At 57.9% G+C, this 13359-nt stretch carries 11 protein-coding genes and 1 pseudogene; 6 read left to right on the top strand and 6 right to left on the bottom strand.

The window, feature by feature from the left end; translation table 11 throughout:
- The first annotated feature begins 23 nt into the window (after positions 1–23).
- Complete coding sequence (locus A6013_RS13275) at positions 24–365, top strand: RamA family antibiotic efflux transcriptional regulator (protein ID WP_028012253.1); 342 nt, start codon at positions 24–26, stop codon at positions 363–365.
- A 56-nt stretch (positions 366–421) separates the two neighbouring features.
- Here the strand turns inward: A6013_RS13275 and A6013_RS13270 are convergent, their stop codons facing one another.
- Positions 422–670 (bottom strand): DUF1158 domain-containing protein, encoded by a 249-nt coding sequence (locus A6013_RS13270; RefSeq protein ID WP_041910998.1) that lies wholly within the window; start codon positions 668–670, stop codon positions 422–424.
- A gap of 488 nt (positions 671–1158) precedes the next feature.
- On the opposite strand from A6013_RS13270, the gene A6013_RS13265 reads away from it, so the two are divergent.
- From A6013_RS13265 to A6013_RS13255, 3 genes are all read left to right on the top strand, one after another.
- Positions 1159–3867: a cation-transporting P-type ATPase gene (locus A6013_RS13265; RefSeq protein ID WP_069733223.1), complete on the top strand. Its 2709-nt coding sequence runs from the start codon at positions 1159–1161 to the stop codon at positions 3865–3867.
- Between the two features lie 83 nt (positions 3868–3950).
- The gene (locus A6013_RS13260) at positions 3951–5015 is read left to right on the top strand and encodes an efflux RND transporter periplasmic adaptor subunit (RefSeq protein WP_069733222.1); all 1065 of its coding nucleotides are present in this window, start codon (positions 3951–3953) and stop codon (positions 5013–5015) included.
- A gap of 9 nt (positions 5016–5024) precedes the next feature.
- Positions 5025–8159 carry an efflux RND transporter permease subunit gene (locus tag A6013_RS13255; protein ID WP_069733221.1) on the top strand — a complete coding sequence of 1045 codons (3135 nt, stop codon included), beginning with the start codon at positions 5025–5027 and terminating at the stop codon, positions 8157–8159.
- On the opposite strand, the gene A6013_RS13250 is transcribed toward A6013_RS13255, so the two are convergent.
- On the bottom strand, positions 8110–9231 hold the full coding sequence (locus A6013_RS13250; RefSeq protein ID WP_047367655.1) for a YbdK family carboxylate-amine ligase: 1122 nt from the start codon (positions 9229–9231) through the stop codon (positions 8110–8112). The genes A6013_RS13255 and A6013_RS13250 overlap by 50 nt on opposite strands.
- Positions 9232–9336: 105 nt before the next feature.
- Here A6013_RS13250 and A6013_RS13245 point away from each other — a divergent pair, with 105 nt between their 5' ends.
- Positions 9337–10227, top strand: a complete 891-nt coding sequence (locus tag A6013_RS13245) for an oxidoreductase (RefSeq protein WP_069733220.1) — start codon at positions 9337–9339, stop codon at positions 10225–10227.
- Between the two features lie 53 nt (positions 10228–10280).
- Here A6013_RS13245 and A6013_RS13240 read toward each other — a convergent pair whose 3' ends face one another.
- Genes A6013_RS13240 through tssD form a run of 3 tightly spaced genes read right to left on the bottom strand, consistent with a single transcriptional unit; the run spans position 10281 to position 11570 of the window.
- Positions 10281–10715: a hypothetical protein gene (locus A6013_RS13240; protein ID WP_069733219.1), complete on the bottom strand. Its 435-nt coding sequence runs from the start codon at positions 10713–10715 to the stop codon at positions 10281–10283.
- Positions 10712–11068, bottom strand: a complete 357-nt coding sequence (locus A6013_RS13235) for a tlde1 domain-containing protein (protein ID WP_063154757.1) — start codon at positions 11066–11068, stop codon at positions 10712–10714. The genes A6013_RS13240 and A6013_RS13235 overlap by 4 nt, the downstream gene beginning before the upstream one ends.
- Before the next feature lie 31 nt (positions 11069–11099).
- Entirely contained in the window at positions 11100–11570 is a 471-nt protein-coding gene (tssD, locus tag A6013_RS13230; protein ID WP_069733218.1) for a type VI secretion system tube protein TssD, read from the bottom strand.
- A gap of 448 nt (positions 11571–12018) precedes the next feature.
- Here tssD and A6013_RS13225 point away from each other — a divergent pair.
- Positions 12019–12171 (top strand): annotated as a pseudogene (locus A6013_RS13225) (ketopantoate reductase C-terminal domain-containing protein); the annotation flags it as partial.
- 383 nt (positions 12172–12554) lie between these two features.
- Here A6013_RS13225 and A6013_RS25250 read toward each other — a convergent pair.
- Positions 12555–13211: an ATP-binding protein gene (locus A6013_RS25250; protein WP_083275083.1), complete on the bottom strand. Its 657-nt coding sequence runs from the start codon at positions 13209–13211 to the stop codon at positions 12555–12557.
- Between the last annotated feature and the right edge of the window lie 148 nt (positions 13212–13359).

Here is a 13359-nt window from a genome sequence, read left to right as displayed (position 1 = left end):
AAGAAACAGAGGGGGAGAGCAGCATGACGATTTCCGCTCAGGTCATTGATACGATTGTCGAATGGATCGATGACAACCTACACCAGCCGCTACGCATCGAAGAGATCGCCCGCCACGCGGGTTACTCCAAGTGGCATTTACAACGGCTGTTTATGCAGTACAAAGGCGAAAGCCTGGGGCGCTACATCCGCGAGCGCAAGCTGCTGCTGGCGGCGCGGGATCTGCGTGAATCTGACGAGCGCGTGTACGAAATCTGCCTGCGCTACGGCTTTGAATCGCAGCAGACGTTTACGCGCATCTTTACCCGCACCTTCCATCAGCCGCCCGGGGCTTACCGCAAAGAGAACCATAGTCGGGCGCATTGAAATTGACGAAACAAAGGCCGGGTAAGGCATCGCTGCTACCCGGCTTTTTTATTGGCCTACGACGCCAGTGAAAACCAGCGGCGCCAGACGAAACGCAGGATGAAGAATTCGATAGCGCCGAGCAGTAAAAACCACACGCAGAACAAAATGGTGTAGAGCTGGTTCAGGTCGACCATATGAAAGGTTTGAACCAGCTTCTGCGCCAGCACCAGACCCAGCGACGGCGCGGGTAGCAGTAAGCAAGAGATCAGGGCCATCAATAAAATGCCCCCCGCAGTCAGCAGCGATTCCAACGGGTGTTTCATCGTAATGTTAATCGTCAGTTAAAAATGTCATTGTCCGGCATCCTTTAACGTAAAGCAATATCAACCCGTCGGCCCTTTTTTAATTAAATAATTCCTTCACCCGAAGAATAATGCTCGGAAGGAGAATAATTTAATCCTGATGATTAAATTAATATCGCGCTATGTAAATAAATGTCTGCATCACGAAAATAATTTTACAAACATATAGGTGCTATATCCAATTAACGTCGCAATAACAATGGCTGCGACAATGTATAACGCCAGGCGCCGTCCGCGATAAATACCAAACATGGTTCCCCCTCGTTTAGGATTGGTTTAGAAATATTTTGTAAAAATCAGCTCGTCGAAATAATTTTAATCAATTTTGAATAACCCAGTGGTAAATATATTGCGGTAGATCAATTTTACCCACAAGACTTTAAAATCAATTTATTTAAGCCAGAAAGGAATTCAGGCTTCTGTTCACCGGATATTGAAGGAAAAATATGATGACTGAAAAAAAATACTCCCCAAACGTGCCGCCTTCCGGCGGGCTGGCATACCAGCAGACCGCAGAGCAGGTGCTTACCCACGTGCAGAGCCAGGCCAGCGGTCTGGATCGTGCAGAGGCGCAGGCGCGTCTGCAAAAAACAGGGCCGAACGCGCTGCCGGAGAAAAAAGGCAAACCCGCCTGGCTGCGTTTTTTGGCCCATTTTAACGATGTGCTGATTTACGTTCTGCTGGCCGCCGCGGTATTAACGGCGGTAATGGGTCACTGGGTCGATACGCTGGTAATTTTGGGCGTGGCGGTCATCAATGCGCTAATTGGCCACATTCAGGAAAGCAACGCGGAAAAATCGCTGAAGAGTATTCGCAATATGCTTTCCAGCGAGGCGCGCGTTATTCGTAACGGCAGCCATGAAACCATACCAACGACGGAAATAGTTCCGGGCGATATTATTGTATTGCGCGCGGGGGATCGTATTCCGGCGGATATGCGTTTAATCGAGGCGCATAATTTACGCGTGGAGGAGGCGATTCTCACCGGTGAGTCCACCGTGGTGGATAAACACACGAATCCGCTGAGCGGCGAATTACCGCTGGGCGACCGCACCAATATGGTCTTTTCCGGGACGACCGTGAGCGCAGGCGGCGGCGTCGGCGTGGTCACCGCGACCGGTAAGGATACGGAGCTCGGCCACATCAACCAGATGATGGCGGGCATTGAAAAGCACCGCACCCCGCTGCTGGTGCAGATGGACAAGCTGGGTAAAGCCATCTTCGTCATTATTCTGGCGATGATGGCCGCGCTGTTCGTCTTCAGCCTGATGTTCCGCGAGATCCCGATGGGCGAGCTGCTGCTCTCCCTGATCAGCCTGGCGGTCGCCTCCGTACCGGAAGGCCTGCCGGCGATTATCTCCATCATCCTCTCCCTGGGCGTACAGGCGATGGCGCGCAAGCGGGCGATTATCCGCAAGCTGCCGACGGTTGAAACCCTGGGCGCGATGACCGTGGTCTGCTCGGATAAAACCGGGACCCTGACCATGAACGAGATGACGGTAAAAGCCATCATCACCGCCGACGTCTGCTACCGCGTGGACGGCAACAGCTACGAGCCGGTAGGCAATATCTACCTGGAAGGCAGCGACGAGCCGGTGCAGATCCAGCCGGGCACCGTCCTGGAGCAGTATCTGCGCACCGTTGACCTGTGCAACGACAGCCAGCTGATTCAGGACGAGCGCGGCCTGTGGGGCATTACCGGTGGGCCGACCGAGGGCGCGCTGAAGGTGCTGGCGGCGAAGGCCAGCCTTGAGCCGGTGGCGACCACGCTGATTAACAAGATCCCGTTCGATTCTCAGTACAAGTACATGAGCACCCACTACCAGATTGGCGGTGAGGATCAGATTTTGATTACCGGCGCGCCGGACGTCATTTTCGCCCTGTGCAACCAGCAGCAGACGCGTAACGGTGCGCAAGCGTTCAACCGTGCGTACTGGGAAACGGAGATGGAGCGCTATGCGCGTCAGGGGCTGCGCATGGTCGCCGCGGCGTTCAAGCCGGCGAACGGCGGGCAGGAGCTGACGCACGACGACCTGAGCCACGGCCTGATCTTCCTCGGCATCGCCGGAATGATGGATCCGCCGCGCCCGGAAGCGATTGATGCGATTAACGCCTGCCAGCAGGCGGGGATCCGCGTCAAGATGATCACCGGCGATCACCCGCAGACGGCGATGAGCATCGGCCAGATGCTGGGGATCAGCAACAGCGAGCAGGCGGTCACCGGCTATCAGCTGGAGAAAATGGACGACGCCGAGCTGGCGGAAGCGGCGGTGAAGTATGACATCTTCGCCCGTACCAGCCCGGAGCATAAGCTGCGCCTGGTAAAAGCGTTGCAGGATAAAGGCGAAATTGTCGGCATGACCGGCGACGGCGTAAACGATGCCCCGGCGCTGCGCCAGGCGGACGTCGGCATCGCGATGGGCATCAAAGGCACGGAAGTCACCAAAGAGGCGGCGGACATGGTCCTGACGGACGATAACTTCGCCACCATCGCCAGCGCGGTGAAAGAGGGGCGTCGCGTTTACGACAACCTGAAGAAAACCATCCTGTTCATCATGCCGACCAACCTGGCGCAGGGGCTGCTGATTGTGATTGCGCTGCTGGCGGGGAACATCATTCCGCTAACGCCAGTGCTGATTTTGTGGATGAACATGGCGACCTCCGCCACGCTCTCCTTCGGCCTGGCCTTTGAGGCCGCCGAGCGCAACATCATGCGCCGCCCGCCGCGCCAGACCGGGCAGCACGTAATGGACGCCTACGCCGTGTGGCGCGTGGCCTTCGTCGGCACCATGATTGCCATCGCCGCCTTTGCGCTTGAAGCCTGGCTGGCCCCGCGCGGGCACAGCGCGGAGTTCATCCGCACCGTGCTGCTGCAGATGCTGGTCTGCGCCCAGTGGGTGTACATGATTAACTGCCGCAACACCGAAGGGTTCTCCCTCAACCGCGGCCTGCTGGCGAACAAAGGGATCTGGCTGGTGACGGGCGTACTGTTCCTGCTCCAGGCGGCGATTATCTACCTGCCGTTTATGCAGATGCTGTTCGGCACCGAAGCGCTGCCGCTGCGCTACTGGTTCGTGACGCTGGCGGTGGCTGGGGGGATGTTCTTCGTCGTCGAAATCGAGAAGCGACTGACCCGCAGGTTCCGTAAGGCTGCATAACGAAAATCTTACCCCTCACCCTAACCCTCGCCCCTTTGGGGAGAGAGCCGGGGTGGGGGGAGAAACAACGCTGAGGTACTCCCATGAAACTTCCACTCCTGTTCGCCCTTCTTGTCAGTACCCTGCAACCCGTCTTCGCCGCCGCGGTCCCCGTTCGCGTCGCCACCGTGGAGCAGACCGCCCATGCCGCCGAGCGCCAGATCCCAGGCCGCATCGAAGCCATTCACACCGTTGAGCTGCGCGCGCGTACGGAAGGCGTGATAACGAAAATCAACTTCCGCGACGGGCAGTACGTGAAAAAAGGCGACGTGCTGTTCGAGCTGGACGACGCCGAGCCGCGCGCTGCCCTGCGTCTGGCGCAGGCCGAAGTGAGAAGCGCTGAAGCCACGCTGCGTCAGGCGCAGCAGCAGCTTTCCCGCTTCGAAAGCCTGGGCAACAGCAACGCCATCAGCCGTCACGACGTGGACAACGCCCGCATGCAGCGCGACGTGGCGAGCGCCGCGCTGGAGCAGGCGAAAGCCCGGCTCGACACCCGCAGCGTCACCCTGAACTACACCCGCATCACCTCGCCGATTGACGGTCGCGTGGGCCACAGCCAGTTCCATGTGGGCAGCCTGGTGAATCCTGCCAGCGGCGTGCTGGTGGAGGTGGTGCAGCTCGATCCCATCCGCATCGCCTTTGCGCTGGAGGAGGGGGCGTTTGCCACCAAAGCCGGACAGCACGCAGATATCAGCGCCATGAAGCAGGCCTGGCAGGCGCTGATCGACAGCAACGGTCAGCGCGTCGGCGGGGAACTGACGTCCGTGGACAACCGCATCGACCCGCGCACCGCCAGCGTGATGCTGCGCGCCGAGTTCGCTAACCCGCGCCACCAGCTGCTGCCCGGCGGCAACGTGAATGTCTACCTGCGTCCGGCGAGCGAGTTGCCGGTGCTGACGCTGCCTGCCGCCGCGGTCCAGCAGAACGGCGACGGGTTCTTCGCCTGGGTGGTTAACGCCGACGGCAACGCCGAAAGGCGCCCGCTGAACGTGGCCGGCCAGATCGGCCAGCAGTTTCAGATTGCCTCCGGCGTGAAGCCCGGTGAGCGAGCGATTACCGACGGCGCGCAGCGCGTGCAGCCCGGCGCTGCCGTCCAGATACTCAATTAAGGAGCCATCATGCTGACGTTTTTTATCAAACGCCCGCGCTTCGCGATGGTGATTGCGCTGGTCATCACCCTGCTGGGGGCCATCGCGCTGAGGATTATTCCGGTAGAGCAGTATCCGCAGATCACCCCGCCGGTGGTGAATGTTTCTGCCAGCTGGCCGGGCGCCAGCTCGGCTGACGTGGCGGAGGCCATCGCCACGCCGCTGGAGACGCAGCTTAACGGGGTGGATCATATGCTCTATATGGAGTCCACCAGCTCGGATGAAGGCACCTACAGCCTGAACATCACTTTTGCGGCGGGGACCGATCCGGACCTCGCCGCCATCGACGTGCAAAACCGCGTGGCGCAGGCCGTGGCGCAGCTGCCGACCGAGGCACAGCAAAACGGCGTGCAGGTGCGCAAGCGCGCCACCAACCTGATGATGGGTGTAAGCCTTTACTCACCGAACAACACCCACACGCCGCTGTTTGTCAGCAACTACGCCAGCACGCAGGTGCGCGAGGCGCTGTCGCGTCTGCCGGGCGTGGGACAGGTGCAGATGTTTGGCGCGCGGGACTACAGCATGCGCATCTGGCTGCGTCCGGACCGCATGAACGCCCTGAACGTGACCACCGATGACGTGGCGCAGGCGCTGCGCGAGCAGAACGTGCAGGGAGCGGCGGGCCAGATCGGTACGCCACCGGTATTCAACGGCCAGCAGCAGACGCTGACCATCAACGGGCTGGGGCGCTTAAGCCAGGCCGAAGACTTTGCCGACATCATTATTCGCGCCGGGGAGATGGGCCAGCTGGTGCGCCTGAAGGACGTCGCCACCATCGAGCTCGGCTCGCGCAGCTACAGCTCCGGCGCCCAGCTGAACGGGCATGACTCCGCCTACCTTGGCATCTACCCAACGCCGTCCGCCAACGCCCTGCGCGTGGCCGACGCGGTGCGCGCGGAGCTGGATCGTCTCTCGACGCGCTTCCCGGACGACCTGGTCTACGAGGTAAAATTCGACACCACCACCTTTGTTGCCGCCACCATTAAAGAGATTGGCGTCTCGCTGGCGCTGACCATGCTGGCGGTTGTGGTGGTCGTTTCCCTGTTCCTGCAAAGCTGGCGCGCGACGCTGATTGTCGCCCTCGCCATTCCGGTGTCGCTGGTGGGCACCTTTGCGGTACTCTACGCGCTTGGCTACTCCGCCAACACGCTGAGCCTGTTCGCCATTATTCTGGCGCTGACCATGGTGGTGGATGATGCCATCGTGGTGGTTGAGAGCGTCGAAACCCTGATGGCGGAAGGGCAGAGCCGCACGGCGGCGACCGCGCTGGCGCTGCGCCAGATCGCCGGGCCGGTGATTGCTACCACGCTGGTGCTGCTGGCGGTGTTTGTGCCGGTGGCGCTCCTGCCGGGAATTGTGGGCGAGCTGTACCGCCAGTTCGCGGTGACGCTCTCCACCGCCGTCACGCTCTCAAGCCTGGTGGCGCTGACCCTGACGCCCGCGCTCTGCGCGATGCTACTGCGCCCGCGTCCGGCGAAGCCTGCCGCCATTTTCCGTGGGTTCAACCGTGGGCTGGACGCCACGCGCACGCTTTACACCCGGATAGTGAGCGTATTCAACCGGCGTCCGTGGCTGGCGCTGCTGGCCACCGCAGGCGCGGCGGCAGTAGTGGCGTTCAGCTTTATGTCGATGCCAAAGGGCTTCCTTCCGCAGGAAGATCAGGGCTACTTCTTCGCCAGCGTCCAGCTGCCGGAGGCGGCCTCGCTGGAGCGCACCGAAGCGGTGATGGCTACCGCGCGCGCGCTGATCGCTAAAAACCCGGCGGTGGAAGACGTCATTCAGGTCTCCGGGTTTAACATCCTCAACGGCACCAGCGCCTCCAACGGCGGGTTTATCTCCATCATGCTGAAGGACTGGAGCGAGCGCCCGCCGCTGGACGAGGTGATGGGCACCCTTCAGCGCCAGCTGCTGGCCCTGCCGGAAGCGACCATCATGACCTTCGCGCCGCCGACGCTGCCGGGGCTGGGCAACGCCTCTGGCTTCGACCTGCGCATTCAGGCGCAGGCGGGGCAGAGCCCGGCGGAGCTGGAGCGCGTCACGCGTGAGGTGCTGGCGAAAGCCAACCAGCATCCGCAGCTGAGCCGCGTGTTCACCACCTGGAGCAGCAACGTGCCGCAGCTGACGCTGACCGTTGACCGCGAGCGTGCGGCTCGCCTCGACGTGCCGGTGTCGCGCATCTTCAGCAGCCTGCAAACCGCCTTCGGCGGCACCCGCGCCGGGGATTTCAGCGTCAACAACCGCGTCTACCACGTGGTGATGCAGAACGAGATGCAGTGGCGCGAGCGCGCGGAGCAAATCAGCGAGCTGTTCGTGCGCAGCAACAGCGGCGAGCGGGTGCGTCTGAGCAACCTCGTCACCATCACGCCGACCGTCGGCGCGCCATTTATTCAGCAGTACAACCAGTTCCCGTCGGTATCGGTAAGCGGTTCGGCAGCGGAAGGGGTAAGCAGCAGCACCGCGATGGCGGCGATGGGCGAAATTCTGGCGCAGAGCCTGCCTGCCGGGTACGACTACGCCTGGAGCGGCATGTCGTATCAGGAGCAGCAGACCGGCAACCAGGCGGTATGGATTGTGCTGGCGGCGGTGGTGATGGCGTGGCTGTTCCTCGTCGCCCAGTACGAGAGCTGGACGCTCCCGGCGAGCGTGATGCTTTCGGTGCTGTTCGCCATCGGCGGGGCGCTGGTCTGGCTGTGGCTGGCGGGCTACGCCAACGACGTATACGTCCAGATCGGTCTGGTCTTGCTGATCGCGTTAGCGGCGAAAAACGCGATTCTTATCGTGGAGTTCGCCCGCGCGCGGCGGATGGACGGGATGGCGATTGTCGATGCCGCGCGGGAAGGGGCATCGCGCCGCTTCCGCGCGGTGATGATGACCGCCGTGTCGTTCATCATCGGCGTCCTGCCAATGATGCTGGCGACCGGGGCGGGTGCCCAGAGCCGCCGCATCATTGGCACCACGGTGTTCAGCGGCATGCTGGTGGCAACCGTGGTAGGGATTGTGTTTATCCCCGCGCTGTTCGTGCTGTTCCAGCGCCTGCGCGAGTGGGGCCACGGCCTTACGGACTCGTCGCCCACAGCTCGCAGTGCTTCTGAACCAGAGAAATAAGCGAGCCGCCGTCGGCGATGAAGTCCCGCATGCGCTGCGCCTCGCTCTTGCCCTGCTTTAACAGCAGGGCAATTTCATTAATTGCGCTCGTTGCGCCGAGCTTCTCGGCCGACGGCGCAACCTGCTCCAGCAGCCAGGCGATATCCTCCGCCACGGTTTTGTGCTCGCCGGTATGCACGTCCGTCAGAACCCCCTCCAGCCCGTAGCGACACGCCTGAAAACGGTTAAAGCGGTACAGCAGAAAATCCCGCTCCTGATGCTTATACGGCCGCGTGGTCAGCAGCCAGTGGGACGTCGCCTGGATCAGCCCGGCGATGTTAATCGCGTGGCCGAGCGTCAGCGGGGTATCCATCACCCGTACCTCAACGGTGCCAAAGTGCGGGCTGGGGCGAATATCCCAGTGCAGATCTTTAATGCTGTCGATCATGCTGGTAGCGCTCAGGCGTCGGAAAAGCCCCTCGAACTCCTGCCAGCTGTTAACCCACGGCATCTGGCCGTTATCCGGGAACCCGGAGAAGATATTGAGCCGCGACGAGGAGAACTTCGTGTCGGTGCCCTGCATGTACGGCGAGGCGGCCGCCAGGGCGATAAAGTGCGGCACGAAGCGCGACAGGCCGTGCAGGAGATAAATGGCGTCATCCCCGGTCCGGCAGCCGACGTGCACGTGCTGTCCGAACACCGTTGCCTGCAAAATCAGGTAGCCAAAGCGCTCCAGCGTGACGTTATAGCGCTCGTCGTCGCACACCTCCTGACGCTGCCACTTCTGGAACGGGTGCGTCCCGCCGCCGCAGATCTGGATGTGCTGCTCCGCCGCCGCGCGCAGGATGCTCTGCTGCATCACCGAGAACTGCGCCGCCGCCTGGTCAATGTTCTGGCACACGCCGGTGGCGATTTCGAGCATGCTTTCGGTGATGTCGTGTTTGACTTCGCCCCCTTTGATGTCGTCTTTGACGGCGGCGATGAGGGCAGAGGAGTCCTGGCTCAGATCGTAGCCCGGCGGGTTAACCACCTGCAGTTCGAGTTCGATACCGAGGGTGAACGGTTCAGAGGATTTGAAATCAGGTAAAGGCATGGCGCACTCCGTTGTCTGTTGTGTGTTGAGTATAGACAACGACGTGGCGCTCACTTTTCAGGGTGGTATAACTGTTAGCAGGCTTAGCGAAAAGAGGGGTTAACCATGTCTGAGAATCCAGTGATTGCGCTGATTGGTCCCGGTGCGATTGGCACCACCATTGCCGCGGTGTTGCATGACGCTGGCCGCACGCCGCTACTCTGCGGACGCACCGCGCATCCGGAATTACGCCTGCGTTACGACGAGGGGGAAACGGTTGTGCCCGGTCCGGTATTCACCGATCCGTCCGTCATTACTCGCCCCGCAGATCTTGTTTTTGTGGCGGTAAAAACGACGCAAAATTCCGACAGCGCCGGATGGCTGCGCGCGCTGTGCGATGAAAACACCGTGGTCTGCGCGCTGCAAAACGGCGTAGAGCAGAAGGCGCAGCTTGAGCCTTTGGTCAGTGGCGCAACGGTGCTGCCGTCGGTGGTCTGGTTCCCGGCGCAGCGCGAGCCGGATGCCTCCGTCTGGCTCCGGGCGAAGCCGCGCCTGACGCTACCGGACGCGCCCCAGGCGCAGCGGGTAGTCGAAGCGCTTCGTGATACGCGCTGCGCGGTTGAGCTCTCGGAAGATTTCGCCACCGTCGCCTGGCGCAAGCTGCTGCAAAACGCGGTCGCCGGGCTTATGGTGCTGGCCAACCGCCGCGCCGGGATGTTCAGGCGAGAGGATGTCAGCGAGCTGGCGCTGGCCTACCTGCGCGAAGGGCTGACCGTCGCCCGCGCTGAAGGGGCGAAGCTGAACGATGACGTGGCGCAGGATATCCTGGCGAACTTCCAACGCGCGCCCGTGGATTTGGGTACGTCGATTCTCGCTGACCGTCAGGCGGATCGCCCGATGGAGTGGGATATCCGTAACGGCGTCATCCAGCGCTACGGCCGCAAACACGGCATTGCGGTGCCCATCAGCGATGTAGTGGTGCCGCTGCTGGCGGCGGGGAGCGAGGGGCCGGGGTGAGCCTGGGTCTGGAGTGAAGGAAAGACCCGGCCGTTGTGCGCCGGGTAGCGTCTCTACTTAGCCTGACGGGCTTTCTCTGCTTTCAACTCTTCCATTGTTGCCTCCAGGATCCAGAGGCACTGAGCACCCTCAACCGTCTCCAGCAGCGCCCGGCGGGTACGCTGATAGAACGCGTCGATTTCTTCGGGGGATTTCTCTAAAGGCGGCGTGCAGACAATATCGCTGCCTATCATGTGCGGCCACTTTCCGGCGTCAATGGCGCGGAGCGCTTTCAGCGTTGCGTTCGTGTTTGTTATGAGCGCTGCGGCTAAGGCGTCCTCCAGCTGTTGCGCCTGCTTGACGTCAGCCGTAGCAGACAGGGTAGGAGCTTGCTCAATCCAGTGTGCATCACCAGAGGCGATTCCATTAAGTGCTGATGACCAGTCAGTGCTGGCTGCAATGGCTGGGACGGCGAGCGCACATAGCAGGAGTACGATAGGGTATTTCATCGCACGACCTCAAGGTCACCGCCGTCACGAAGGATTTTACGTCGCGTTGACAGTGAGAGAATGATGCACCCCTCTGATGCAAACCCGGCTGGACCATACTTGTGGTCACCATGAATGCGGAATTCTGAGCGACCAAAACTCTCTCCGGAGGTTTGCTCAAGGATGATTGTAATTGGTCCTTTTGAATTCGAATGACCCGCGATTTTATATGTCCCGCGAGGCAGTGGCCCCAGTCCCTTTACATGCTGACGGTCCGGGTTGTTTTTATTCGTAAGAGCACCGGAATATCCGGTCTCAATTAATTTACCGTCTTTATACATCCTGCCGGTAGACTGCTCATACTTCCATCCCATAACGTTCTCCTTATGCCGTTTTGCGATCATTTCAGCTATCAGAATGCATGATGTTACCGTCGACATAGCGCCAGGTAATTTTTTCATACAGCAGTTCTACCAGCTCAAGATGTTTATGTTTCTCATAGTCAGGATCTTTGACGTCAAGCATCATTGGACAGACGCTGAGGATCGTCACTCCCTCCATAATTGTGGAAAAATATTCCACTTCCTGGCCGGCATCGTTGATATGGTAAAACTTCACCTCTGCGGATTTTAGCTTCTGGCCTGTACTGACTGCCTTGTACAAATAGGGGCTGGAGGCGTCGATCTCTTTATCGAAAGAATAAGGGGAATGGACGCGAAGACTTGTTGCTTTGCCGTTATGCTTGTCCGTGGGTTGCATTACGCCGTGGTTCAGTGCGATTAACTCAATACTTCCTTCACGACCATGTATATCGACAGAGCCTTTGATGTCGGCACCACCGTCGTCTTTGAGCCATAAATAAGCGGGAATAGCCATTTGTATAAAACTCCATTTAAGAAAATCCTGAAAAAGCCTTTTGGTTAAGTTGGTTAGGTAACCATGGTGACGCTAGCGCTTATAAAGTGGGTCGTCAATTTTTGTACGATTTGGATATGAAATGATCTGCATTTTTGTTGATATAAATTAAGAAAATGTGGGATCTTACGGTTTGAAACTGGAAAATTTATTAATGTTTAATGCCGTGGTTTTACTTAAGTATTAATCAAGTAAATATTGATTGAAAGTCTAATAAATATTTGGTTTGTTATTAGGTTTATATCTATTTAACGATTTATTGATTGGTTAAAAGCTCATAACGGTTCGTCAGAATACCCGCAAATCCCTAGCGACATGCCTGAAACGGTTAAAGAGGTTAAGCAGAAAATCCTACTTCCGATGCTTATATAGCCGTCTGGTTAGCTGCCAGTGCAGATCTTTTATGCTGTCATTCCTGGCCGACCGTCAGGCGGATCGCCCGATGGAGTGGGATATCCGCAACGGCGTCATCCAGCGCTACGGCCGCAAACACGGCATTGCGGTGCCCATCAGCGACGTGGTGGTGCCGCTGCTGGCGGCGGGGAGCGAGGGGCCGGGCTAACGGCCGCTGTTTTTCCATTCGGCAAAGTAATGGGCGGCCGTGCTGCCCATCGCTTTTCTAAACAAAATGATAAACGCATTCATACCTGAGAGTGGAGGCGGGCCGATAGAGAGGAAGGGAGATGAATATGAATGTCCGCTCTGTGCCAAAAGCAGACGTTGAAAACATTGTAGAATCGAATATTGCTATAAAAGCTAGAAGAATTAATAAGCCGCCAGCAGACGGCTTATGTGTAGAAAGGTAGATTCAGCTGTATTCAACGATATTAATGTCCGCTCTGTGCCAAAAGCAGACGTTGAAAACATTGTAGAATCGAATATTGCTATAAAAGCTAGAAGAATTAATAAGCCGCCAGCAGACGGCTTATGTGTAGAAAGGTAGATTCAGCTGTATTCAACGATATTAAACCCTTCATCAGCAGTTGGTTCTGAGAAATAATGCGTTATGATTTCAAATTGTTGATCTGAGGTCGAAAATTCATGTTCTCCTTCTGCATTACGCACGCGTAAGCGGGATTTACATACGTCATCRGAAACTTTCAGATAGTGCAGCTGATTACTGGCACCTGACTCCATAATAATGCTCATCATCCATTCACGATTTGTTTGTGTGTTTGCCGGAAAATCAAGAACTACTGATAAACCAGCTTTTAGTAGTGACACCAGATGAGGCTTCATGGCNGAAACTTTCAGATAGTGCAGCTGATTACTGGCACCTGACTCCATAATAATGCTCATCATCCATTCACGATTTGTTTGTGTGTTTGCCGGAAAATCAAGAACTACTGATAAACCAGCTTTTAGTAGTGACACCAGATGAGGCTTCATGGCATTTCTTAGTCTTAATGAATACTGCACATAATCAGATATGGATTGCATTTCATTAGCAAAGAGGGTAGCCAGCCAGTGATCCTCGCTGACAATTACAGTCCCAGGTGATGATCCTAATTTTGCTGACAACGTGGATTTTCCTGATGCAATTTTTCCACATAACAAGTGCAGGACAGGTTTTTCAGGCGTCGTGACTGCATTTATGTCCATTGTTTACCTCACTGGATTGTTACCGGTAAGGCCCGCCTTACCGGCGGGAAAATGGCGAACGTTATCCCACCTGAATTCGACAGGTGATAATAATGATTGATTCGAATAGCACAAAGTGTGTTTTCATCGACATTCAAGTTAACAGGGT

It is taken from the genome of Enterobacter sp. IF2SW-B1 (assembly GCF_001743375.1).
Classification (GTDB): Bacteria; Pseudomonadota; Gammaproteobacteria; order Enterobacterales; family Enterobacteriaceae; genus Enterobacter; species Enterobacter bugandensis.
This window is presented reverse-complemented; position numbering and strand designations above follow the sequence as displayed.

What these genes read in the sequence shown, in the direction of transcription:
- A6013_RS13250 (WP_047367655.1), bottom strand. Translation starts at nt 9,231, where the DNA reads ATGCCTTTACCTGATTTCAAATCCTCTGAACCGTTCACCCTCGGTATC.
- A6013_RS13265 (WP_069733223.1), top strand. Translation starts at nt 1,159, where the DNA reads ATGACTGAAAAAAAATACTCCCCAAACGTGCCGCCTTCCGGCGGGCTG.
- A6013_RS13275 (WP_028012253.1), top strand. Translation starts at nt 24, where the DNA reads ATGACGATTTCCGCTCAGGTCATTGATACGATTGTCGAATGGATCGAT.
- A6013_RS13235 (WP_063154757.1), bottom strand. Translation starts at nt 11,068, where the DNA reads ATGGGATGGAAGTATGAGCAGTCTACCGGCAGGATGTATAAAGACGGT.
- A6013_RS13245 (WP_069733220.1), top strand. Translation starts at nt 9,337, where the DNA reads ATGTCTGAGAATCCAGTGATTGCGCTGATTGGTCCCGGTGCGATTGGC.
- A6013_RS13255 (WP_069733221.1), top strand. Translation starts at nt 5,025, where the DNA reads ATGCTGACGTTTTTTATCAAACGCCCGCGCTTCGCGATGGTGATTGCG.
- A6013_RS13240 (WP_069733219.1), bottom strand. Translation starts at nt 10,715, where the DNA reads ATGAAATACCCTATCGTACTCCTGCTATGTGCGCTCGCCGTCCCAGCC.
- A6013_RS13260 (WP_069733222.1), top strand. Translation starts at nt 3,951, where the DNA reads ATGAAACTTCCACTCCTGTTCGCCCTTCTTGTCAGTACCCTGCAACCC.
- tssD (WP_069733218.1), bottom strand. Translation starts at nt 11,570, where the DNA reads ATGGCTATTCCCGCTTATTTATGGCTCAAAGACGACGGTGGTGCCGAC.
- A6013_RS13270 (WP_041910998.1), bottom strand. Translation starts at nt 670, where the DNA reads ATGAAACACCCGTTGGAATCGCTGCTGACTGCGGGGGGCATTTTATTG.